Raw genomic sequence first — 23,226 nt, 5'->3', positions numbered from 1 at the left:
GCGGCCGTGCGTTCCGGTTTCCTGGTACTCACCACTGCAGCCCCCACTGGCTGCCAAGGAACTGCAGCGCATCCGCGAACCGCTTGGAGGACGTATCCCAGGAGTGGCCCGTGTGCTCCACCTCGTGTGCCTGCACGGTGAAGCCGGCGGCCTCTGCCGCAGCCGCCAGCGTGTGGAGGTTGCCCACGAACTCGGGATCGTTCTGGCCTGCAGTGAGGTACATGCCGCTGGACTCAAACCGTTGGTGTTTCATGATCTCCAGTGGAGTCTGCTTGGTGAATTCATCTGGGTTTCCGGGAAATGCTGCGTCTATGGTCTTCTGCCGCTCCTTGGCAATGGCAGGTTCGGCCTCGCTGGAGAAGGCGAGCACGTCGGCGTAGACGTCGGGATGCCGGGTTCCCATCTGCACGGCGCACGTGCCGCCGAAGGAGAAGCCACCCACAGCCCAGTGGCTGTGGTTGGTATCCACCGCCAGGGTGGAACTGATCCACTGAGGTACATCCTGTGAGAGATAGGTGTCCGCGTTGGCAATGCGGCTGTCCATGCACATGGTGTTGGCGGACTGCGACCCGTTGGGATCCGGAATGACCACCACCGGGGACACTCCGCCGTGTGCCGCGGCAAAGGAATCCATGTGGCCGCGGATTGCGCCGCCGGTGAGCCAGTCCGCCGGCCCGCCCGGCTGTCCGGCCACCAGAACCAGTACCGGCAATGCGGGCCGGTTCGCCGCAAAGTAGGCCGGCGGAAGGTAGATGTAGGCCTCACGCGTGTTCATCCCGGACTGCGTTCCAGGGATCGCGGACTTCCGCAGGACGCCCCCGTCCGGCAGCTCCCCTTCCGGCTTCCACCCCTGGAGGGGTACGCCGTCGGACGCGCCCGGACGGCGCATAAGGTCCTGTTCAAGGGCCGGTATCCGGGCCAGGGCCGTACCCAGCAGATCGCTCACGGTCCTGTTGAGGCCAAAGTACGCGTTGACTTGGATCGCCGAGAGCAGCACCACCAGCAGTGCGGCGAGGATCCCTCCCCCGCGTCCGCCCCAGCTGCTCCGGGGCAGCCGGAGAAGGCCCAGGAGAAGAGCCGCAACACCGGGCACAATCCACAGCAGGACGGGGTCCGGCAGGTCCTCGGGGAAGGTGGAGAAGATGTTGATGAGCGCCCAGTGCACCGTACCCACCAGCGCAAAGGCGGCTGCCGCGGCGGTGAGGATGCGGACCGCCCACGCCCGGGCGCGGTGCCCCGGCGTCATGGAGGCGCGCCAGGGTGGCACCAGGAGATAGGCGGCGCCGCCCATTCCCAATACCAGGACGGTCCCATACAGTGGACCGTCCGTGAGCCGGATGTCTGAAAGCCAATCCACGTCGGCTAGCGCCAGGTCCCCACGCCTATCACCGGACCTGCCTCAAGCCAGGATGAAAGACCCGTATATGCGTCGAACTTCATGGCAAGGTGCAGGTCCTGCCCCTCATACCGGAGTTCAACGATCACCACGTCCGGTTGGACCTTGACGGCTTCCGCCTCCGTGGGTTTCCGGCGGCCCAGCAGCTCCAGCGAACTGCGCTTGAACGTGTATTTGGGACGCACGCTCAAGGAGATGAGCCTGAACCATTCAAGGTCGTTGTCCTGATAACGACAAACCCCCATCTGCCAGCTGTTTCCAGCAACGCAAATGGAGGCGTCCACCGTGCCGAGGGCACGCCGCAGGTTGAAGCGGCGCACCCCCGAAAGGCACAGTGCAATGATCAGCAATCCGAAGGCGATTGCCAGTGCGATGAACGGAATACCCGGTGCGTCCATCAAGGTCGTGCTAGCGGATCCCAGCGGTAGCCGAGCCGCCCAGCTGGGCGTTGTCAGCAACGATAACCACGCGGTTGTTGTCGACCGAGAAGAACCCGCCGTCGACGTCTACCGCAATACGGTCCCCGGACACCGGCTGGATGGCCAGTTCACCCTCGGCCAGGATCGCCAGCAGGGGCGAGTGGCCGGGCAGGATTCCGATTTCACCATCGCTGGTGCGGGCCTTGACCATCTTGGCCGCTCCGGACCACACGAAGTGGTCCGCTGCGACAATCTCAACCTCAAGCTCAGCCATATTACTTGGTCTGTTCCTGGATCTTGGCCCACTGGCGCTCGACGTCGTCGAGGCCGCCGACGTTGAAGAACGCCTGCTCCGCGACGTGGTCCAGCTCGCCGTCGCAGATGGCCGAGAAGCCTTCAACGGTGTCCTTGATGGAAACCGTGGAGCCCTCAACGCCGGTGAACTGCTTGGCGGTGTAGGTGTTCTGCGAGAGGAACTGCTGGATGCGGCGTGCACGGGAGACAACGATCTTGTCCTCTTCGGAGAGTTCATCGACACCGAGGATGGCGATGATGTCCTGGAGTTCCTTGTTCTTCTGCAGGATCTGCTTCACGCGGACTGCCGTGTTGTAGTGGTCCTTGCCGATGTACTGGGGATCCAGGATGCGGGACGTGGACGTCAGCGGGTCAACGGCCGGGTACAGACCACGGGAGGCGATTTCACGGGAAAGTTCCGTGGTCGCGTCGAGGTGTGCGAAGGTCGTGGCCGGAGCCGGGTCGGTGTAGTCATCTGCGGGGACGTAGATGGCCTGCATCGAGGTGATGGAGTGGCCCTTCGTGGAGGTGATGCGCTCCTGAAGGAGGCCCATCTCATCCGCCAGGTTGGGCTGGTAGCCCACGGCGGAAGGCATGCGGCCCAGCAGGGTCGATACCTCGGAGCCGGCCTGGGTGAAGCGGAAGATGTTGTCGATGAAGAGCAGCACGTCCTGGTTCTGCACATCGCGGAAGTACTCCGCCATGGTCAGCGCGGACAGGGCCACACGCAGACGCGTTCCCGGCGGCTCGTCCATCTGGCCGAATACAAGGGCAGTGTCCTTGAGGACCCCTGCCTCTTCCATTTCAACCCAGAGGTCGTTGCCCTCACGGGTACGCTCGCCAACACCGGCGAAGACCGAGGTACCACCGAAGTTGCGGGCAACACGGGTGATCATTTCCTGGATCAGCACGGTCTTGCCCACGCCGGCGCCGCCGAAGAGGCCGATCTTTCCACCCTTGATGTATGGGGTGAGGAGGTCGATGACCTTGATGCCGGTTTCCAGCATCTCGGTGGAACCTTCGAGGGAGGCGAAGCTGGGGGCCTTGCGGTGGATTGGCCAGCGCTCGGTGATCTCCAGTTCCGACTCGGCAACGTCCAGGGGCTGGCCCAGCACGTTGAAGATGTGTCCCTTGACGCCGTCACCGACGGGAACGGAGATCGGGGCGCCGGTGTCCACCACGGACGTGCCGCGGACGAGTCCATCGGTGGCCTGGAGGGAGATGGCGCGGACGAGGTTGTCACCCAGGTGCAGCGCAACTTCGAAGGTGATGGTCTTGGTTTCACCGTTGAGAGTGATCTCGGTGGTGAGGGCGTTGTAAATCGACGGGATTGCGTCAGCCGGGAATTCGACGTCGACAACCGGGCCGATTACGCGCGCAATACGGCCGGTTGCACCGGACGTTGCGGCTACGTGTTCGGTAGCAGTGGCAGTCATCTCTCTCACTTCATTCAGTAGATGGCGTGGGGTTAAGTCTATCTGTGGTGGTGCTGGTTACGCGGGAACCGAGGTGGTGGAGGCTAGGACGCAAGAGCGTCGGCACCGGCAACAATCTCGGAGAGTTCCTGCGTGATCTCGGCCTGGCGGGCCGTGTTGCGCAGACGCGTGTACTTCTTGATCAGGTCTGTCGCGTTGTCGCCTGCGGACTTCATCGCCCGCTGGCGGGCGGCGAGCTCGGAAGCTGCTGCCTGCAGCATGGCTGCGAAGATACGGGATTCGATGTAGCGCGGCAGCAGCGCGTCAAGAACCCGCTCGGCTTCCGGCTCAAACTCGTACAGCGGCAAGAGGTCCGATTCAGATGCAGCCTGTTCTTCCACAACTTCAAGCGGGAGCAGCCGGATGACCGTCGGCTCCTGGGTGACCATGGACTTGAAGCGGGTGTAGACGACGTGGATTTCCTCTACGCCGCCCTCTTCGAACTCCGTTGCGAATTCCGACAGCAGAGCTTCGCCGATCTCACGTGCGGTCGCGAACTCGGGCGCGTCGGTCCCCCCGGTCCAGACCCGCGCATACTCGCGGTTCCGGAAATCGAAGTAGGCCTGGGCCTTGCGTCCGACGACGTAGGTCTTGACTTCCTTGCCTTCTTCGTGAAGAAGCTCGACGAGGCCTTCCGCCTGCTTCAGCACGCTGGCGGAGTAAGAACCGGCCAGGCCGCGGTCCGAGGTGATTACCAGGACGGCGGCACGGCGGATCTGCTCCGGCTCGGTGGTCAGCGGGTGGTCGATCTCGCTCTGGCTGGCGACAGCAGAAACGGCGCGCGTAATCGCGTTCGCGTAAGGCAGTGAAGCTGCTACGCGCGCACGGGCCTTGCCGATGCGCGAGGTAGCGATCAGTTCCATCGCCTTGAAGATCTTGCGCATCGACGTGGTCGAGCTGATCTTCTGGCGGTAGACCCGGATCTGGGCTCCCATACTTATCCTTTCCTAGCGTTCCCTGCAGCGGGTGCGCCGGACCCGTGGGCCCGGCACACCCGGTCAGTGGAACTAGCGCTTCTGCCTGACGATTTTTTCCTGGTCAACCTGGGCCTCGTCGATGGGGGCGTGCTCTTCATGCCCGGCACCAACCAGCAGGTTGTCGCCCTCGCCGAAGAACCCCTTCTTGAAGTCGACAATCGAGGACTTCAGGGCCGCAACGGTGTCGTCGTCCAGCACGTTGGTCTGGGCCAGCGTGGTCAGGATCGAGGACTTGTGGCGCAGGTGCTCCAAGAACTCCGACTCAAAGCGGCTGATGTCTTCAACCGGAACGTCGTCCAGGTAGCCGTTGGTGCCGGCCCAGATGGACACAACCTGGTCCTCGACCGGGAACGGTGAGTACTGGCCCTGCTTCAGCAGTTCCATCAGGCGTGCACCACGGGTCAACTGCTGGCGGGATGCTGCGTCCAGGTCGGATGCGAACATCGCGAAGGCCTGCATATCGCGGTACTGGGCCAGGTCCAGCTTCAAGGTGCCGGATACCTTCTTCATGGATTTCACCTGGGCGGCACCGCCAACGCGGGACACCGAGACACCCACGTCAACAGCGGGACGCTGGTTGGCGTTGAAGAGGTCCGACTGCAGGAAGATCTGGCCGTCGGTGATGGAGATGACGTTGGTCGGGATGTAGGCGGACACGTCGTTCGCCTTCGTCTCGATCAGCGGCAGGCCCGTCATGGAACCGGCACCGAGCTCGTCGGAAAGCTTCGCACAACGCTCCAGCAGGCGGGAGTGCAGGTAGAAGACGTCGCCCGGGTAGGCTTCGCGTCCCGGCGGACGGCGGAGCAGCAGCGACACGGCGCGGTAGGCTTCGGCCTGCTTGGACAGGTCATCGAACACGATGAGGACGTGCTTGCCACCGTACATCCAGTGCTGGCCAATGGCCGAGCCTGCATACGGTGCCAGGTACTTGAAGCCTGCGGGGTCCGAAGCGGGAGAAGCCACAATGGTGGTGTATTCCAGCGCACCGTTGTCCTCGAGCGTCTGGCGGATGGCGGCGATGGTGGACGCCTTCTGCCCGATCGCCACGTAGATGCAGCGGACCTGCTTGGTCACATCGCCGGAAGCCCAGTTGGCCTTCTGGTTGATGATCGTGTCGATGGCAATGGCAGACTTGCCGGTCTGGCGGTCACCAATGATGAGCTGGCGCTGGCCGCGGCCGATCGGGATCATGGCGTCGATCGCCTTGAGGCCGGTCTGCATCGGCTCGTGCACCGACTTGCGCTGGGTCACGCCGGGAGCCTGGAGCTCCAGGGCGCGGGTGGTCTCGGCCTTGATCTCGCCGAGGTCGTCGATGGGCATGCCCAGCGGGTCGACAACGCGGCCCAGGAAGGCGTCGCCCACGGGAACGGACAGAACCTGTCCGGTGCGGTGTACTTCCTGGCCTTCTTCGATGCCGGTGAAGTCACCGAGGATGATGACGCCGATTTCGCGGACGTCGAGGTTCTGGGCAAGGCCCAGGGTGCCGTCCTCAAAGCGCAGCAGCTCGTTCGCCATGACCGAGGGAAGGCCCTCAACACGGGCGATGCCGTCACCAGCGGTGGTTACGCGGCCGACCTCTACGCGCTCTGCGTTTCCGGGTTCGTAGGACGCCGCGAACTCGTTCAGCGCATTACGGACGTCGTCGGCGTTGATGGTCAATTCGGCCATCTGCAGTCCCTGCTCTCCTGTTTGTGATCACCGCAAGCGGTGACCGGGGTTTCTATCAGTTAGGTTGTGCTTGTCCGGCTAGCCGGCCAGCTGGCGCTGCAGCTCGCCCAGCTTGGTGAGGACCGAAGCGTCAAGCACTTCGTCACCAACCTGGACGCGGATGCCGCCAATGAGTGCCGGGTCAACATTGAGGTTGACCTTCAGTTCCCGCCCGTACATGGCATTCAGGCCAGCCTGCAGGCGGGCAAGCTGCGTCTGCGTCAAAGGACGGGTCACGCTGACCGTTGCAATCCAGCGCTGCTGCCGCTTGGCCGCAAGCTCGGCGAACCGCTGCACCAGCCGGGTGGGCTTGATGCCGCGGGGCTGGGTTACAGCCTGGACAATGAGGACTTTCGCTTCCTCACTGGCGCCGGGCACAAGCTTCTCCGCAAGTACAACCTTGGCTGCACCGCTGGCCTGTGGTTCGGACAGAGCACGTTGTACCTCATGGCTGGAGGCAACAGCCTGGTTGAAGGAGAACAGGTCGTTCTCCAGCTCTTCCAGGCCAGTGATTCCGGAGGCAGAAACGGCCGACTTGTTTTCAGCAACGGAAATGACCACCGTTGCGGCAAGAGTCTCGAGTGCATCGCCGATATCACGGGCGTTTGCCCAGCGTGAGCTGGCCAGTCCGCCTGCAATGTCTGCAGCATCAGCGGAGACTTTCCCGCCAACCAGCTGCTTGACCAGCGCCGACTTTTCGTCACCGTTGCGGGACGGGTCAGTCAGGGCGCGGCGCAAGCCAGCCGAGCTGTCCACCATTCCCAGAATTCCGAAGAGTTCCTTTGCCAGCTGCAGCGACGCGGTGGGAAGCTTTGCTTCCAACTCTGCCAGCGCTGTTGCCAGCGATTCGCTCGATACGCCTGCCATTACTTAGCTGCACCTGCGTTCTGGGACTCCAGATCTGCCAGGAAGCGGTCCACAACCCGCGCTGCACGCTCATCATCGTTGAGCGATTCGCCCACGATGCGGCCTGCCAGGGTGGTGGCCAGGGTGCCTACCTCAGAGCGCAGGGACACAACGGCCGCCTGGCGCTCGGATTCGATCTGTGCGTGGGCCTGCGCGGTGATGCGGGCAGACTCTGCTGCCGCCTTCTCCTTGAGATCCGCGAGGATCTGGGCACCTTCGGCGCGGGCTTCCTCACGGATGCGGTTGGCTTCGGTGCGGGCGTCGGTCAGCTGCTGCTTGTACTCTTCGAGTGCAGCAGACGCCTCAGCCTGGGCCTTTTCAGCCTTGGCGATACCGCCTTCGATGGCCTCGGCACGCTCTGCGAAGGTCTTCTCGAACATCGGGACAACAAACTTGACCACGATGAAGAAGAGGATGGCAAAGCCCACGAAGACAACCAGCATTTCCCAGGCATTGGGAATAAGTGGGTTGACGTCGCCTTCAGCGGCGGCTGAGATGATCAGCTGATGCATATTTCACCCGTCCTTATCTACTCGGTTCTGAATGTTCGCTGAAGTTCTGAAGGTTTACTTGAGAACGAAAGCGAAGACCAGGCCCAGGATGGCGAGTGCTTCGGTCAGCGCCAGGCCAAGGAATGCGATCGGCTGCAGGACGCGCTGGGCTTCCGGCTGACGTGCAACGCCGTTGATGTAGGCAGCGAACACGAGACCCACACCGATACCACCGCCGATAGCCGAGAGGCCATAGCCGATGAGGTTGAGGGAGCCGTTGATGGAGCCTTCCATTTTTTTTCCTTTCAAGATGCCACTTTGTGTGGCAGGTTGTTTGGGTTGCTTCATCCCCGCGAGGGGAAGACTGTGGTGGGCCGGCGGAGCGTCGCTCCCGGCAGGGTGCCTAGTGGCTGTCGGCGTGAAGGGCGCCTTCGATGTAGATCGCGGTCAGCAGCGTGAAGACGTAGGCCTGCAGGACCATGATCAGGGCTTCGAGCATGTACATGGCGATGGCACCTGCCAGCACCAGGATGGACGTTCCCTTCAGCAGCACGTTCTCCTGCATGATGAGGTATTCGATGCCGGAACCGGCGATCATCACGATCAGGTGGCCGGCCAGCATGGTCGCGAACAGACGGAGGCTGTGCGTGACGGGCCGGACAACGAAGTTGGAGATGATTTCGATCGGGATGACGATCGGCAGGATGTACCACGGCACGCCCGAGGGGACGGTGGCCAGCTTGAAGTAGCGCAGGCCGTTCTTCTTCACGCCGATGGCGATCCAGGTGACATAGACCAGGCCGGCCAGCACGTACGCTCCACCCACGTGCGAGAACGTGGGGAGCTGGAACACCGGGATGGCGCCGTAGATGTTGTTGACCAGGATGAAGAAGAACAGGCTGAACAGCAGGGGGACGTACTTCATGAAGTCCCTGCCGCCGATGATGTCCTTGGCAATGCCGTTGCGGACAAAGCCGTAGGCGGCCTCTCCGGCGAACTGGAGCTTGCCGGGTACCAGCTGCTGCTTGCGTGCGGCGAGCACGAAGAAGACTGCGATAAAGACGACAGAGAGGAGGACCAGCAGCATCTGCTTGGAGAATCCTTCTGCGGCACCCCACGGCAGGATTGCCGGCAAATGCATTTCGTTAATACCAGGAGGAGTGAACTCTCCTGAATCTTGGGCCGGGAGCGCAAGCGCGATCAACGCGTTTCCTCTCTGCAGTGTCCATCATTGGGCGTTGGGCGGGGTCCGGCAGCCTGACAGCCTGCTGTTCCCCCTGTGAAATTATTTGGCACTATCTTTTCCGTCCTGGGACGGTGCGCTGGGAGCATGGCGCTCATCAGCAATTTTTCGGGAACTGGTGAGGCCGTGCATGTGGGAAAGGTAGAAACCTCCGACGGCTCCGAGCAGAGCGCCTGCGAGCACAATCCAGCGCGTTCCCCACAGATAATCCAGTCCCCACCCTATCAAACTCCAGACGATGATTCCGCCAATGATGTAGCTGAATACAGCCATTCCAGCGTTGTAGCCGCCATCGGTGGAGGCGTCGGAATCGGTTGCTGCGGAGCCGTTGGATCCGCGTTTGCCATGTGCGGCAGCCGCGGGCTTCTTCTGGTCACGCATGGGTTGCTCCCTTGTCATCTGGATCGTTGTAGATCTGGAGGCGGGCCCTGCTGAATCCGTGGATCTCAGCGGCCTGCCACAGGACGACCGCCACCACGGCGCCGATGATGAACCAGCGGCCGTGTAGCCATTCAGGGGCGCCGATGACGAACAGGACGACGGCGAAGCCAACTACCTTGATGAAATAGGTGGCTACGAACATCCCTATCGCGCCGGACGGGTTCCCGCGTCCCACGAAGTGGCCGATCAGCAGGCTGATGCCGAAGAACAGCATGACCAGCAGGCCACCGAGCACGCTGGAGACCGCGCCGCTTGCTCCGTTGAGGAGTCCGGCGGGAATGGCACACAGGGCGAGCCCCGCACCGGCGGCGATCGAGCTGCGCTTAAGCAGGTTCAGCCACAGCGAGCGGGTGGGACCGGAGGCGCCAACGTGTCCGTTGCCGGAGGCAGGTCCGGACTCGGCGTTGGAGGTCATTCGATCCCAATCGTCGGCACCACATGGCAAATGGCCAGGAGGCAGGGGGTGGAGTGGCAGCTTGGGCTGCCCCTAAATTCTACATGAGATAGAAATAATTCAGAACCGGCATTACGCCGCAGTTTCCCCGTTGCCGCGGGAAAGGTATGGCCATGCGGTCACCAGTCCCATCACCAGGGTGGCGAAGATGTCGACGGCGAGAACGACCTGCCAGGGGAAGACGGCAAAGGCCAGGCCGCCGAAGGACAGCACGGCGGTCCAGAGATACATCAGGATCACAGCGGTGCGGTGGGAGTAGCCGATGTCCAGCAGTTTGTGGTGCAGATGCCCGCGGTCGGCGGACCAGGGGGAACGCCCGCGGGCCGTGCGGCGAACCACTGCGAGGCCCAGGTCCAGCAGCGGAAGGAAGAGCACGGCGAAGGGAAGCAGGATGGGAATCACGGTGGAAATACCGTTGGCACGGTCATACAGGCCTGAGGAGATCTGTCCTGTGGACACGACGCCGGCCGAGGCCATGAGCAGCCCGATCAGCATGGCGCCCGAATCGCCCATGAAGATCTTCGACGGAAAGAAATTGTGTGGCAGGAACCCCAGGCACCCGCCTACCAGGACGGCCGTAATGAGGGTTGCCAGGTCCGAGTAGTCCAGCAGCACAGCGTTCCGGTGCACCCAGTAGGCGGTGAAGAAGAACGCCGTTCCGCCGATGATGGCCACGCCTGCAGCAAGGCCGTCCAGTCCGTCAATGAAGTTGAAGGCATTCATGGTGGTGACGATGAGTCCCGCCGTCAGCACCACGCGGAGTGTCCCGTCCTGGAGGTAGATGGGGTCGGGCACCCACGGGACGATGGTCATTTGGACACCCCAGATGGCCACGGTGAGTCCGGCGGCGCTTTGACCGATCAGCTTCACCCACCAGCGGATGTCCAGCAGGTCGTCCGCCACGCCCACCAGGACGATCACCGCTGCACCGGCGAGGACCCCCCAGGGGGAGAAATTGTTCCGGTAGATGTCCTTGACGAAAAAGGACTGGCTGGCGAGGACCAGTGCCACCATGACACCGAGGAAGATCGCAACGCCGCCAAGCCTGGAAACGGGGGTGGAATGCATGTCACGGCTGCGGATGGGCAGGTGCAGTTCAAGCCGGTGCCCCACGATGCGGGCGCCCCACGTGGCAGCGTAGGACACAATGGCAGCCACCAGCCCCATGAGCATGTACATGATCATGGGACTGGAGCCGTTTCAGGATTGGTGGTGTCGAAGCCGCTCGGCTGCCCTGGCAGCCGGTCCGTGGTCGGTGGGCTCACTGGCCGGGAATCTGTTCTTCGATAAATGAAACTTCTCCGTCGCCGAGCGCGCAGCAGGCAGTGTTCGGTGCCGTACAGGGCTGTATTACAGTGGACTCTAGTCAAAGATACTAGTGCCACCGGCACCATGGCTCCGCGCCACACGGGCGCATATCAGGCGGGGAACTCCCTGGCGGCCATGCTGAAAGGACCTCCATGACCCCCCGCATTGCGGTTGCCGCCGTGACGTTCGACCGGCCCAAGGAACTGTCTGTGCTGCTGGATTCGATCAACGCGCAGAGCCTGCGCGTGGACACCATTTGCCTGGTGGACAGTGGCACCACGCCTGCACGGGAGGTGGCCGAACAGCACCGCAATGTGGACTACGTCCGGTCCGAAGCCAACCTCGGGGGCGCGGGCGGGTTTGCGCTGGCCGCCCTCAAGGCAGTCGCCAGCGGTGCCCGCTGGATTTGGATGATGGACGACGACGCCGAGCCGGCTGATCCCGAATGCCTGGCCACGCTGCTGCGCGAGGCCGAGGCGCGCGACCTGGAGGCTGTGGTTCCCCTTGTCACGGCGCCGGGCCATCCCGACCGGCTGTCCTTTTTCTTCCGCCTGGACGGCAAGGTGACGCACGACCGGGCAGAGGTGGAGAAGCTCGGTTTCCTTCCGGACGACGGCCACTTCTTCAACGGCGCGCTGATCCGCTCGGACGTGTTCTTCAAAGTGGGCTTGCCGGATATGCGGCTGTTCATCCGCGGCGACGAGGTCGATTTCACCATCCGGCTCCGCAAGGCCGGTATACGTTTTGGGACGGTCACCACCACGGCCATCACGCATCCGCACGCCTTCACGGAAACGCAGCATGTCTACGGGGCCCGCTGGCATGTCATCGTCCCCGACTCCGCCTTCAAGCGCTATTACTACTACCGGAACCGCGGTTACCTCATCCGCCGGTACTTCCGGGTGCGCTCTTTTGTGGCCGACGCCGGCGGGTACCTGGGCTACTTCCTGCAGCGCCGCGACCTGCCGGGCTTTGTGGCCTGGGCGCGCGCCTTTGGCACGGGTCTGCGGGGCAAGGGCTTTGGCCCCCTGGAGGACCAGAAGTTCTAGCCAGCGCCCCTCTCCCGGTTTCTGACCAGCCGCGGCCGGTTCAGGCCCTGGTCCGCAGCCGGCGCGCGGCCAGGAGCCACAGCAGCACCCACGGCTCGCCCAGGACCCGGTACGCCACGCGGCGGGGATGCAGGAGCAGGCGCCAGGCCCACTCCAGCCCCATCCTGCCAAGCCACCGCGGCGCCAGCTTCTGGACCCCGGCCAACTGCTCGATGGCGCCGCCCACGGCACAATAGACGGCCGGGGGCATGTCGCGCAGCCGCCGCTGCAGCACGTCCTCCTGCAGCGGCATTCCCAGGCCAAGCAGGACCATCTGGGGCTGTTCACGGTGCAGCCATGCGACGGCGGCTTCCTCCAGGGCAGGACCCCAGCCTTCGCCGGGCAGGCCGGACACGCGGGCGCCCGGAACGATCGCCTTCAGCCGGCTGACAGCTCCGGCGTTCGCGTCCGGACCGGCACCGATCACGGCGATCCGTTCCAGCCCCCGGACCTGGTCCAGGGCCGGCAGCCAGTCGGTGGAGCCCAGCCGGTAGTCCATGACCGGGGCGTCAGCGTTGCCGGTCCTCCCCCAGAGCCACAGCACCGGCGCCCCGTCCAGGAGCACCACATCGCTTTCCTCGTAGAGGCGGCGGAACCCGGCGTCGGACAAGGCCAGCGTGACGCTGTGCAGGTTGTGGCCCAGGACGGTGCGCGTGGAACCTTCCGCTACGTAGCTGCTCAGTTCCGCAACGAGCTCAGGCACCCGCAGCGGAGTGGCATGGACGTCCAGGACGGGAATGCGTTGGCGCTCCAGCGTCATCAAGGCCGCGGGTCTCCGGCCGGCGAGGCGGGTTCCGCTGCTGTACCCGTGACCGCGGAGGAGCCGGACGCAGCAGGCGCGGACCCGGCGTCGTTCCCGTCCTCCCCTGCCGCAGGCTGCGCCGGTGCCGCTTCCTTCTCCGCCATGGGGATTTCACCCAGGCCCAGGACGCCCGGGACGTGCTCGCGCAACCGGTCCAGGCTCACTGCCCCGTTGCGCACCACGCGCAGGATGGGGCCGGTGGCATCCACGATGGTTGACGGCACGCCGGCTTCGCCTTCCAGTGGGCGCGGGCCGCCCTCCAGGTAAACCTCCACCGAGTCCGCCAGCTGTTCCCGCGCCGCTGCGGCAGTCTGCGCAGGGGCCTGGCCGGTGCGGTTGGCAGAGGAAACGGCCAGCGGGCCCGTCAGGGTCAGCAGTTCCAGGGCGACCTCGTCGGCGGGCATCCGGAGCGCCACCGTTCCCTTGGTTTCGCCCAGGTCCCAGTCAAGGGACGGCTGGGCGTGCAGGATCAGGGTCAGGCCGCCGGGCCAGAAGGCTTCTGCCAGCTTGCGGGCTTCGGCCGAAACCTCGGTGGCCAGGCCGTCCAGGGCGTTGATGCGGGGAATCAGGACAGGCGGGGGCATGGTGCGGCTGCGCCCCTTGGACACCAGCAGCATGGTGACGGCCTGCGGCGAGAACGCGTCTGCGCCGATGCCGTAGACGGTGTCCGTGGGCAGCACGACGCACTTCTTTTCGCTGATGGCGCGCTGGGCATGTTCCAGGCCGCGTGCCCGTTCGTCGTCAATGGTGCAGTCATAAGTAGTGGTCACTGGCCCATTCTTTCATTCCGTATGGCCTGGTCCGCGAGCACGGCACTTGTGGCGCGCTCCTTGCCGTTGAGGTCCAGGTGCGTCGTGATGGCTGTCCAGGATCCGGTCCTGGCAAGCATGGCGGCTATCCAGCCGGACTGGACTTCCGCGTGTTCCATGACGAAGTAGCCGCCGGGACGCAGCAGCCGGGCAGCGGAGGCGGCCGCCGCCGTCGGAAGTTCCATGCCGTCCGCTCCCCCGCCGTACAACGCCTCGGGCGGGTCGTGCAGGGCCACTTCCGGTTCGTTGGGGATAGCCTCGGCGGGGATGTAGGGCGGGTTGGAAACCACGACGTCGACTGTCCCGTTGAGTTCCGGAAAGGCGTCGCGCAGGTCCCCCAGGACCAGATTGACGCCCAACGGTGCCAGGTTTTTGGCCGCCCAGGCGTGCGCAAACGGGCTGAATTCGACGGCGTGGACCTCGGCGCCCGGTACCTCGTGCGCAATGGATCCGGCAATGGCGCCGGAACCGGTCCCCAGGTCCACGATCCGGGGCCGTTGCATGTCCTTGACGTGGTCGATGGCCAGCTGGACGACGGATTCGGTCTCCGGCCTCGGGATGAACACCCCGGGCCCCACGGCCAGTTCAAGGTAGCGGAAGTGGGCGACGCCGGTGATGTGCTGCAGCGGAGTCCTGCCGGCGCGTTCGGCCACGAGGGCTTCGTAGCCTTCCGGTGCCGGCGCATCGCCGAGCATCATGGCGCGAAGCCGGCCGAGCCCTACGTTCAGCAGGTGGTCCGCAAGCAGCTCCGCGTCCACGCGTGGGCTGGGAACGCCGGCGTCCCGCAGGATGGCGGTGGCCTCGCTGACGGCATCAGCGAGCGACTGGCCTGGCCCGAATGTCATGTCCTGTATTTCGTGTCCTGATGGTGCGCCGGGCGGACTAGTCGCCGATGGCGTCCAGCCGCGCCTGCTCGTCCATCTCGATGGCGGACTGGATGACCGGCTCCAGGTCCCCGTTCATGACCTGGTCAAGGTTGTAGGCCTTGTAGCCGGTGCGGTGGTCCGCGATCCGGTTTTCCGGGTAGTTGTAGGTGCGGATGCGCTCCGAACGGTCCATGGTGCGGATCTGCGACTTCCGCTGGGCCGAGTTCTCGGCGTCGATCTGCTCCTGCTGGTGCGCCAGGATGCGTGCCCGCAGGACGCGCATGCCGGCCTCGCGGTTCTGCAGCTGTGATTTCTCGTTCTGCATGGCCACCACAATGCCGGTGGGAAGGTGCGTGATGCGGACGGCGGAGTCGGTGGTGTTGACGGACTGCCCGCCGGGGCCCGAGGAACGGTAGACGTCGATCTTGAGGTCGTTGGGGCTGATCTCGAGTTCTTCGGGCTCGTCAACCTCGGGCAGGACCAGCACGCCGGCAGCGGAGGTGTGGATGCGGCCCTGGGATTCGGTGACGGGCACGCGCTGGACGCGGTGCACGCCACCTTCGAACTTCAGCCGTGCGTACACGCCCTCGGCGGGGTCGTTGGAGTTGCCCTTGACCGCCACCTGGACGTCCTTGTACCCGCCGAGGTCCGATTCGGTGGCGGAGATGATTTCGGTCTTCCAGCCGCGCGACTCGGCGTACCGGGTGTACATGCGCAGCAGGTCGCCGGCGAACAGCGCGGCCTCGTCGCCGCCTTCACCGCCCTTGACCTCAAGGATCACGTTGCGGGCATCGTCAGGATCCCGGGGAATCAGCAGGCGGCGCAGCTTGGCCGCGGCAGTCTCCATCGCGGCTTCGAGTTCAGGCACCTCGGCGGCGAACTCGGGGTCCTCGGACGCCATCTCCTTGGCGGTGGCAAGGTCATCACGGATGCCTTCCCACTTGTGGTAGGCCTCGACAATGCCATTGAGCTGAGCCGACCGCCGCCCCAGTTTCCGGGCAAGCCGCTGGTCAGCATAGACAGCAGGATCCCCCAGCTGCGCCTGGATGGCATCATGCTCATCAAGCAGGCCCTGTACGGACTCAAACATTTAAAACCTCTTTCGACTTGTACAAGTCTAGTTTCGCCGGGTGGCTGGTAGGACACGCCAAAGGGCGGGGCCCGCAGATTATGCGACGGCCCCGCCCCTGACTCAGCTACTTGTCGTTATCCGACTTCGCACCAAGCGTCGTCTTCTGGACCTGCATGAGGAACTCGACGTTGCTCTGGGTTTCCCGGATCTTGTTGGTGAGCAGTTCAAGGCTCTGCTGGGTCTCGAGTCCGGAGAGGACGCGGCGCAGCTTCCACATGATCTTGACTTCCTCGGGGGAAAGCAGGTTTTCCTCGCGGCGGGTGCCGGACGCGTTGACGTCCACGGCGGGGAAGATGCGCTTGTCGGCCAGCTGGCGGGACAGGCGGAGCTCCATGTTGCCGGTGCCCTTGAACTCTTCGAAGATGACCTCGTCCATCTTGGATCCGGTCTCCACGAGGGCGGTGGCCAGGATGGTCAGCGAGCCGCCGTTTTCGATGTTGCGGGCGGCACCGAAGAAGCGCTTGGGCGGGTAGAGGGCTGCGGAGTCCACACCACCGGACAGGATGCGGCCGGAGGCCGGTGCTGCCAGGTTGTAGGCGCGGCCCAGGCGGGTCATGGAGTCCAGGAGGACCACCACGTCCATGCCCATCTCCACGAGGCGCTTGGCGCGTTCGATGGAGAGTTCGGCCACGGTGGTGTGGTCGTCGGCGGGACGGTCGAAGGTGGAGGCGATGACCTCACCCTTGACGGTGCGCTGCATGTCCGTGACTTCTTCGGGACGTTCGTCCACCAGCACCATCATGAGGTGGACCTCAGGGTTGTTGGTGGTGATGGCGTTGGCGATGGACTGCAGGATGAGCGTCTTGCCGGCCTTGGGCGGCGAAACAATCAGGCCGCGCTGACCCTTGCCGATCGGGGCCACCAGGTCAATGACGCGGGGGCCGATCTTCTTGGGGTCCGTCTCGAGGCGCAGGCGCTCGGAGGGGTACAGCGGGACGAGCTTGGCGAATTCGACGCGGTCCTTGAGTTCCTCAGGCGTCTTGCCATTGACGGAAGTGACGCGGACAAGGGCGTTGAACTTCTGGCGGGCGGACTGCTGGCTGCGGTCCTCGCCGTCACGCGGTGCACGGATGGCGCCGACCACGGCGTCGCCCTTGCGCAGGTTGTACTTCTTGACCTGGGCGAGGGAGACGTAGACGTCGTTCGGGCCCGGCAGGTAGCCGGAGGTGCGGATAAACGCGTAGTTCTCCAGGACGTCCAGGATGCCGGCGACGGGCAGCAGCACGTCGTCTTCGGTGATTTCGACGTCGTCCACGTCCGGGCCCTGGTTGCGGCCACGGCGGCGGTCGTTGCGGTCGCGGAAGCGGTCGTTGCGGGAGTTGTCCCGGTCCTGGCCACCGGAGCGGTCGTTGCGGTCGTTCCGGTCGCGGCGGTTACGGCGGTTGCGGCGGCTTCCGCCGTCGCTGTCATCGTTGTCGCGGTTGTCCCGGGCACCTTCACGCTGGGCACCTTCACGCTGGCCGGCGTCGCGGCTGCCGCTGTTGTCACGGCCGCCGTCCGAGTCGCGGGAGGTGTTGTCACGGCCGCGGGTGCGGCCGCCTTCACGGCGTTCGGTGCGCTGGCCGGCGTCGCCTGCTTCGGTTGCGGGGGCTTCGGTGCGCTGCTCGGTTGAACGCTGCTCCGTTGAACGCTGCTCGGTTGAACGCTGTTCCGTGGCGGGCTGTTCTGCCGGGGTCTCGGCCGGGGCTTCCTGGACGGCGGCAGCGGCTTCGCTGCGGCGGCGGTTGCGGGTGCGCGGCTGGCGGCGCTCAGGGGCGCCTTCAGTGGCCTCCGCAGTTTCCGCAGGGGCGGCCGACGGCGCCTCGACGGTGGCGCCGGCAGGTGCGGCGGGGGTTTCCACAAGGGGAGCTTCGGTTGCCGGGGAAACCACGCCGTCACTGACGGCGCGGCGGCTGCGGCCGCGTCCACGGGCACGGGTGCCTTCCGCGGCGGGAGCTTCGGCGGCCGGGGCCTCCGGAGCGGAAGCCGGTGCAGCTGCGGCCGGGGCCACGGCGGATTCCGTAGCCTTTGCCGCAGCCTTTGCGGGGGCCTTGGCAGTGAGTGTTCCGGCACGGTGGGCGGAAATGGCCGAGACCAGGTCCCCCTTGCGCATGCGGGATCCACCCGAGATACCGAGCTGGCTGGCGAGAGCCTGCAGCTGGGCGAGCTTCAGGCCGGCAAGGCCGCTGCTCTTGGCGGTTGCGGCCGGTGATTCGGCAGCAGAAGTTGAGTGTTCCACAGCTGGCGACAGCTCAGTGGTTTCGGTCACGAAGGATCCTTCCCCCTCGACGGCGTCCAGACTGGGAGCTGGGCGCGATGATTTGATCTGGGCTGCAGTTCAGATCTGCAGCCGGGATTTCGGCCTTGCCGGTTGGATTTCGGCCAGCAGGGCCGGATACTGATTCACCTTGCACTGCGCCCATGGCGCAGCGCCGGACTGACGGTTCAGGGGCAGTTGAATGCTGCAGATTCCTGCGACAGACCAAGCAGGCGGCACCGGAATACATTCACAGTCGTAGATCAAATAGCAACTGAATGCAGGAGCAGATCAGATAGGCGGAATTACCGCCGGTGCAGTTCAACCTTAGCACCTTCAACGTCCACTGCGAGCTTCAGGACGCGCCAGCCGATGTCCGGCGTGTTCTCCGCCGTGTAGGCCTTGATGAAGGCGAGGGCCTTGCCTGCCTGGTCTTCACCGTTTGCCAGCACCAGGACGGTGGGCCCGGCACCGGAAACCACGGCCGCGTAGCCCGCTTTGCGGAGTGCGCCGATCAACGCGGCACTGGGCCGCATGGCGTCCGCGCGGTAGCTCTGGTGCAGGTAGTCCTCGGTGCCCGGCAGCAGGAATTCGGGGTTCTGCGTCAGCGCGTGGATCAGCAGCGCCGCCCGGCCGGAGTTCATGGCGGCAGCGTGGTGTCCCACAGATGCCGGCAACAGGGCGCGGGCTGCCTCGGTGGAGAGTTCGTAGTCAGGTACCGCCACGATGGGGATGACGGACGTGGCCACCGTGGCACTGGTGCTGCTGTACTGCTCACTGTCCTGCCATGACAGCGCCAGGCCGCCGAAGATGGCGGGTGCCACGTTGTCCGGATGGCCCTCCAGTTCACTGGTGAGCTGGAGGATCCAATCCTTTCCGCGCTGGTCCCCGGCCGGCACCATGGCATTTGCAGCCGAAACTGCGGCCACCACCGCTGACGCGGATGAGCCCAGCCCCCGGCCGTGCGGGTTGACGTTGTCCGCAACCACCCGCAGTCCGCCGTGCCGGTAGCCCAGCCGCTCGAAGGCCGCGTCCATGGCGCGGACCACCAGGTGGCTGGCATCCCGCGGCAAAGTGTCCGCGCCCTCGCCGCGGAGCTCAAACACGAGTTCATCCGTGTCGAGGCTTTCCACGGTGAGGGTGTCATGCAGGGCCAGAGCGAGCCCCAGGCTGTCGTAGCCCGGACCGAGGTTGGCGCTGGTGGCGGGCACCCGGACGCTGACGCGCTGCCCGGGCTCGATCAGGTGCAGTCCGACAGTGGCCTGCGAGGTGGTGTCCAAGGCTATCTTTCTTCCAGTCCCAGCTCAGCGGCGACAGTAACCACGTCATTCGGTACCTTGACGGGCTGGACTTCGCTGCCGTCTTCCGTGCGCAGGGCCCACTGGGGGTCCTTCAGGCCGTGCCCGGTGACGGTGATGACGATGGTCTTGCCGCTGGGAACCTCGCCGGCGGCGTGCTTCTTGAGCAGGCCCGCCACGCCGGCAGCGGAGCCGGGCTCCACGAACACGCCTTCCCTGGCCGACAGCCAGCGGTGGGCGTTCAGGATTTCCTCGTCGGTGACGGCATCGATGAGTCCACCGGATTCGTCACGTGCCCCTACGGCCCCGTCCCAGGAAGCGGGGTTTCCGATGCGGATGGCCGTGGCGATGGTGTCCGGCTCGGTGATCGGGTGGCCCGCCACGAACGGTGCTGCCCCGGCTGCCTGGAAGCCCCACATGGCGGGCGTCCTGGTGGCGACGGCGGGCAGGGTGCCGGCCGTGTCGGATTCGAAGGGGGCTGAATACTCCTTGTAGCCCTTCCAGTATGCCGTGATGTTGCCGGCATTGCCCACGGGCAGGACGTGGATGTCCGGTGCGTCGCCCAGGGCATCGACCACTTCGAAGGCGCCGGTCTTCTGGCCCTGGATGCGGGCAGGGTTGACGGAGTTGACCAGGAAGACGGGGTACGACTCCCCCAGCTTGCGGGCGATGTCCAGGCAGTTGTCGAAGTTGCCATCCACCTGCAGGAGGGTGGCGCCATGGGCGATCGCCTGGCTCAGCTTGCCCATGGAGATCTTGCCCTCGGGCACCAGGACGGCGCACTTCAGGCCGGCGGCGGTTGCGTAGGCAGCGGCTGAAGCGGACGTGTTGCCGGTGGACGCACACACAACGGCCTTCGCACCGGAGGCTACCGCCGCGGTCATGGCCATGGTCATGCCCCGGTCCTTGAAGGACCCGGTGGGGTTCATCCCCTCCACTTTCAGGTAGACCTCGGAACCGGTGAGTTCTGAGAGCTTCTGCGCGTGGACCAGCGGGGTGCCGCCCTCCCCCAGGGTGATCACCCGGGTGGACTCCGTCACGGGCAGACGGTCAGCGTATTCGCGGATGACGCCGCGCCATTGGTGAGCCACTTAGACTCCTTCTACCCGCAGAACGGATGTAACTGAATTGATGACGTCCAGGCCCTTTACGGCCTGGACGGTGGCTGCAAGGGCAGCCTCTGATGCGCGGTGGGTGACAATCCGCAGTTCGGCCGACTCCACGTTGGATTCCGCATCCCGGTGGATGGTCTGCCGCATGATTTCGATGGAGACGCCGTGCTCGGCGAACAGCTGGGCGATCCGGGCAAGCACACCGGGCTGGTCTGCAACATCCAGGCCGATGTAGTAGCTGGTGGTGGCCGCTTCGATGGGCAGCGCCGGGACGTGGCCGGTGGTGGTTTCCGTGCGCTGGGGTCCGCCCAGGACCAGCCGGCGGGCGGCCGACACGAGATCGCCCATAACGGCAGACGCCGTGGGGGTTCCCCCGGCGCCCTGGCCGTAGAACATCAGCTCGCCGGCGTTTTCCGCTTCGATGAACACGGCGTTGAAGGCACCGCGGACCGCGGCCAGCGGATGTTCGCGCGGCAGGAGGGTGGGGTGGACACGGACGGACACGCCTTCCTCACCATTGGCGTCGGTCAGCTTCTCCGCGATGGCCAGCAGCTTGATCACGAAGCCGGCGTCCTTCGCCGCGGCGATGTCGGCAGCGCTGACGTTGGTGATTCCCTCGCAGTGGACGTTCTCCAGGGCGAAGCGGGTGTGGAAGGAGAGCGAGGCCAGGATGGCGGCCTTGGCGGCGGCGTCGTGGCCTTCGACGTCGGCCGTGGGGTCGGCTTCCGCGTAGCCAAGGCGCTGGGCCTCGGCGAGGGCGTCCGCGAACTGGGCACCGGTGGAATCCATCTGGTCAAGGATGAAGTTGGTGGTGCCGTTGACGATGCCCAGCACCCGGGTGATCCGGTCGCCCGAGAGGCTGTCGCGGATGGGGCGGAGGATGGGAATGGCACCGGCCACGGCAGCTTCGTAGGAGAGCTGGACGTGGGCCTTGTCAGCCTCTTCGTAGAGGGTGGGGCCGTCCTGGGCCAGGAGCGCCTTGTTGCCCGTCACGACGCACGCGCCGTTGCGCAGGGCGGAGAGGATCAGGGTGCGGGCCGGTTCGATGCCGCCCATCAGTTCGATGACCAGGTCGGCGTCCTTGACCAGGGTGTCGGCGTCGGTGGTGAAGAGCTCCTGCGGCAGGTCAACGTCGCGCGGGGCGTTGACGTTGCGCACGGCGATGCCGCTGAGCTGCAGGCGGGCACCTGTCCGGGCGGCAAGGGCATCGGCGTCCTCAAGGAGGATCCGCGCAACCTGGGCCCCAACGTTGCCACAGCCCAGCAGGGCTACTTTCAGCGTTCGCATTTCCGTCATTCAGGCTCCCATGTCGCGGTTCAGCAGGTCTTCTTCGGTTTCCCCGCGGACAATCAGCCGGGAAGATCCGTCGCGCACCGCGACAACGCCCGGCCGGGCCAGATAGTTGTAGTTGCTCGAGAGGGCCCAGCAGTAGGCGCCGGTTCCCGGTACAGCAAGCAGATCACCGGCTGCCACGTCCTCGGGCAGATATACATCTCTAACAACTATGTCGCCGCTCTCGCAATGTTTGCCCACCACGCGGGACAGCTGCGGCGCCGCGCCGGACGTCCGCGAGGCCAGAACGGCCGAATAATCCGCGTCGTACAGCACTGGCCGGGCGTTATCGCTCATGCCACCGTCAACCGAAACATACCGGCGGGGATACGTAACGTTGTTGCCCGCGTCACCGTCCGCGGAAGCCGCAGGGGCATCCACGCGGACCGTCTTCACGGTGCCCACCTCGTAAAGGGTGAACGTGGTGCTGCCCACGATGGCGCGCCCGGGCTCGATGGAGATGCGGGGCGCGTCAATGCCCAGCTCGGCGCAGGTGGAACGCACGACGGCGGCCATCGCCGTGGCGATTTCAGCGGCGGGGCGCGGGGTGTCCACCGGGGTGTAGGCAATCCCGTATCCGCCCCCGAGGTCCAGTTCCGGCAGGGTGATGGAGTATTTTTCCTGCATGGCGGCCAGGAAGCGAAGGAGCTTCTCGGCGGCCAGCGCGAAACCGTCCGGTTCGAAGATCTGCGACCCAATGTGGCAGTGCAGGCCCAGCAGTTCGATGCCGGGATGGGCTGTGGCCGCCGCCACTGCTTCCTCGGCGGCCGAGATCCCGGCCTCGTCAGTGGTGTCGGCTGCCATGGAGAGGCCGAACTTCTGGTCCTCGTGGGCAGTGGCGATGAACTCGTGGGTGTGGGCGTGCACGCCGGGAGTCAGCCGAAGCATGACCTTGGCCTGTTCACCGCGGGCCTCGGCGATGGTGCCCACCCTGTGGAGTTCGGCCAGGCTGTCCACCACGATCCGGCCCAGTCCCATGTCCAGGGCCCGGTGGATTTCGCCGTCGGACTTGTTGTTGCCGTGCAGCGCGACGTCCGCGCCGGGAATTCCGGCCCGGTGGGCCACGGCGAGTTCGCCGCCCGAGGCGGTGTCCAGGCGCAGCCCTTCCTCTTCCACCCAGCGGACCACCGCGGTGCAGAGGAACGACTTTCCGGCGTAGTAGACGTCCACTCCCCCGCAAATATCGGCAAAGGCATCGTTAAAGGCGTCGCTGAATGCCCTGGCCCGGGCACGGAAGTCGTTCTCGCTCATCACGAAAAGCGGGGTGCCGTACTGCCGCTGAAGCTCGCTGACGGGGATGCCGTCAATGCTGAGTTCGCCGTCCCCGTTGCGTGCCACGTCGCGGGCCCACATCGGTTCGTGGAGGGCATTGAGGTCGTCCGGAACCGTGAGCCACTCCGGGGCAAGCGGAGAAGCCTGGGCTGCTGTGTGCGTCACCGG

23 protein-coding genes are annotated in these 23,226 nt (G+C 65.2%); 1 reads left to right on the top strand and 22 read right to left on the bottom strand.

The genetic code is table 11. The annotated features are described in order from the left end of the window. Positions 1 to 28 precede the first annotated feature (28 nt). The 13 genes from AC3ANU_RS10050 to AC3ANU_RS09990 form a co-directional block, all read right to left on the bottom strand. Positions 29 to 1,357 carry an alpha/beta hydrolase gene (locus AC3ANU_RS10050; protein WP_134163849.1) on the bottom strand — a complete coding sequence of 443 codons (1,329 nt, stop codon included), beginning with the start codon at positions 1,355 to 1,357 and terminating at the stop codon, positions 29 to 31. Between the two features lie 5 nt (positions 1,358 to 1,362). After that, on the bottom strand, positions 1,363 to 1,794 hold the full coding sequence (locus tag AC3ANU_RS10045; RefSeq protein WP_018768399.1) for a DUF2550 domain-containing protein: 432 nt from the start codon (positions 1,792 to 1,794) through the stop codon (positions 1,363 to 1,365). A gap of 10 nt (positions 1,795 to 1,804) precedes the next feature. Continuing rightward, positions 1,805 to 2,089, bottom strand: coding sequence for a F0F1 ATP synthase subunit epsilon (locus AC3ANU_RS10040; RefSeq protein ID WP_018760117.1), 285 nt, complete (start codon positions 2,087 to 2,089; stop codon positions 1,805 to 1,807). A gap of 1 nt (position 2,090) precedes the next feature. Then, positions 2,091 to 3,545, bottom strand: coding sequence for a F0F1 ATP synthase subunit beta (gene atpD, locus AC3ANU_RS10035; protein WP_056387986.1), 1,455 nt, complete (start codon positions 3,543 to 3,545; stop codon positions 2,091 to 2,093). 83 nt (positions 3,546 to 3,628) lie between these two features. Next, positions 3,629 to 4,519 carry a F0F1 ATP synthase subunit gamma gene (locus AC3ANU_RS10030; RefSeq protein WP_056387988.1) on the bottom strand — a complete coding sequence of 297 codons (891 nt, stop codon included), beginning with the start codon at positions 4,517 to 4,519 and terminating at the stop codon, positions 3,629 to 3,631. 72 nt (positions 4,520 to 4,591) lie between these two features. Beyond that, entirely contained in the window at positions 4,592 to 6,229 is a 1,638-nt protein-coding gene (gene atpA / locus AC3ANU_RS10025) for a F0F1 ATP synthase subunit alpha (RefSeq protein ID WP_056387990.1), read from the bottom strand. 78 nt (positions 6,230 to 6,307) lie between these two features. Next, positions 6,308 to 7,135, bottom strand: coding sequence for a F0F1 ATP synthase subunit delta (locus tag AC3ANU_RS10020; protein WP_056387991.1), 828 nt, complete (start codon positions 7,133 to 7,135; stop codon positions 6,308 to 6,310). After that, on the bottom strand, positions 7,135 to 7,686 hold the full coding sequence (locus AC3ANU_RS10015) for a F0F1 ATP synthase subunit B (protein ID WP_018768405.1): 552 nt from the start codon (positions 7,684 to 7,686) through the stop codon (positions 7,135 to 7,137). The genes AC3ANU_RS10020 and AC3ANU_RS10015 overlap by 1 nt, the downstream gene beginning before the upstream one ends. Before the next feature lie 54 nt (positions 7,687 to 7,740). Beyond that, positions 7,741 to 7,959: an ATP synthase F0 subunit C gene (gene atpE, locus AC3ANU_RS10010; RefSeq protein WP_003804776.1), complete on the bottom strand. Its 219-nt coding sequence runs from the start codon at positions 7,957 to 7,959 to the stop codon at positions 7,741 to 7,743. 109 nt (positions 7,960 to 8,068) lie between these two features. Further along, positions 8,069 to 8,869 (bottom strand): F0F1 ATP synthase subunit A, encoded by an 801-nt coding sequence (gene atpB / locus AC3ANU_RS10005; RefSeq protein WP_134163847.1) that lies wholly within the window; start codon positions 8,867 to 8,869, stop codon positions 8,069 to 8,071. An 81-nt stretch (positions 8,870 to 8,950) separates the two neighbouring features. Next, on the bottom strand, positions 8,951 to 9,289 hold the full coding sequence (locus AC3ANU_RS10000; protein WP_018768407.1) for an AtpZ/AtpI family protein: 339 nt from the start codon (positions 9,287 to 9,289) through the stop codon (positions 8,951 to 8,953). Next, positions 9,282 to 9,764 (bottom strand): Cg1360 family ATP-synthase-associated protein, encoded by a 483-nt coding sequence (locus AC3ANU_RS09995; RefSeq protein ID WP_018768408.1) that lies wholly within the window; start codon positions 9,762 to 9,764, stop codon positions 9,282 to 9,284. The genes AC3ANU_RS10000 and AC3ANU_RS09995 overlap by 8 nt, the downstream gene beginning before the upstream one ends. 111 nt (positions 9,765 to 9,875) lie before the next feature. Next, a complete protein-coding gene (locus AC3ANU_RS09990; RefSeq protein ID WP_018768409.1) occupies positions 9,876 to 10,988 on the bottom strand; it encodes an MraY family glycosyltransferase in 1,113 nt (370 codons plus the stop codon). 275 nt (positions 10,989 to 11,263) lie between these two features. On the opposite strand from AC3ANU_RS09990, the gene AC3ANU_RS09985 reads away from it, so the two are divergent. After that, positions 11,264 to 12,160 carry a glycosyltransferase gene (locus AC3ANU_RS09985; protein WP_134163846.1) on the top strand — a complete coding sequence of 299 codons (897 nt, stop codon included), beginning with the start codon at positions 11,264 to 11,266 and terminating at the stop codon, positions 12,158 to 12,160. A gap of 40 nt (positions 12,161 to 12,200) precedes the next feature. On the opposite strand, the gene AC3ANU_RS09980 is transcribed toward AC3ANU_RS09985, so the two are convergent. The 9 genes from AC3ANU_RS09980 to lysA all read right to left on the bottom strand — a co-directional run bounded on the left by AC3ANU_RS09980 (position 12,201) and on the right by lysA (position 23,223). Next, a complete protein-coding gene (locus AC3ANU_RS09980; protein ID WP_488315917.1) occupies positions 12,201 to 12,959 on the bottom strand; it encodes a WecB/TagA/CpsF family glycosyltransferase in 759 nt (252 codons plus the stop codon). Continuing rightward, complete coding sequence (locus AC3ANU_RS09975) at positions 12,959 to 13,771, bottom strand: L-threonylcarbamoyladenylate synthase (RefSeq protein ID WP_134163845.1); 813 nt, start codon at positions 13,769 to 13,771, stop codon at positions 12,959 to 12,961. Before AC3ANU_RS09975 ends, AC3ANU_RS09980 begins: the two co-directional genes overlap by 1 nt. Continuing rightward, complete coding sequence (gene prmC / locus AC3ANU_RS09970; protein ID WP_223992008.1) at positions 13,768 to 14,655, bottom strand: peptide chain release factor N(5)-glutamine methyltransferase; 888 nt, start codon at positions 14,653 to 14,655, stop codon at positions 13,768 to 13,770. The genes AC3ANU_RS09975 and prmC overlap by 4 nt, the downstream gene beginning before the upstream one ends. 37 nt (positions 14,656 to 14,692) lie before the next feature. Continuing rightward, positions 14,693 to 15,766 (bottom strand): peptide chain release factor 1, encoded by a 1,074-nt coding sequence (gene prfA / locus AC3ANU_RS09965; RefSeq protein WP_488315916.1) that lies wholly within the window; start codon positions 15,764 to 15,766, stop codon positions 14,693 to 14,695. Between the two features lie 106 nt (positions 15,767 to 15,872). Beyond that, positions 15,873 to 18,056 (bottom strand): transcription termination factor Rho, encoded by a 2,184-nt coding sequence (gene rho, locus AC3ANU_RS09960; RefSeq protein ID WP_018768415.1) that lies wholly within the window; start codon positions 18,054 to 18,056, stop codon positions 15,873 to 15,875. Positions 18,057 to 18,349: 293 nt separating this feature from the next. Then, a complete protein-coding gene (thrB, locus tag AC3ANU_RS09955; protein WP_018768416.1) occupies positions 18,350 to 19,324 on the bottom strand; it encodes a homoserine kinase in 975 nt (324 codons plus the stop codon). Between the two features lie 2 nt (positions 19,325 to 19,326). Then, complete coding sequence (gene thrC / locus AC3ANU_RS09950; RefSeq protein WP_488315915.1) at positions 19,327 to 20,433, bottom strand: threonine synthase; 1,107 nt, start codon at positions 20,431 to 20,433, stop codon at positions 19,327 to 19,329. Then, positions 20,434 to 21,750, bottom strand: coding sequence for a homoserine dehydrogenase (locus AC3ANU_RS09945; protein ID WP_018768418.1), 1,317 nt, complete (start codon positions 21,748 to 21,750; stop codon positions 20,434 to 20,436). Next, a complete protein-coding gene (lysA, locus tag AC3ANU_RS09940; protein WP_018768419.1) occupies positions 21,751 to 23,223 on the bottom strand; it encodes a diaminopimelate decarboxylase in 1,473 nt (490 codons plus the stop codon). Between the last annotated feature and the right edge of the window lie 3 nt (positions 23,224 to 23,226).

The organism is Arthrobacter sp. SDR-2R (assembly GCF_057747955.1).
The sequence above is the reverse complement of the archived record's forward strand: the minus strand, read 5'-3'. Positions and strand labels throughout refer to the sequence as shown.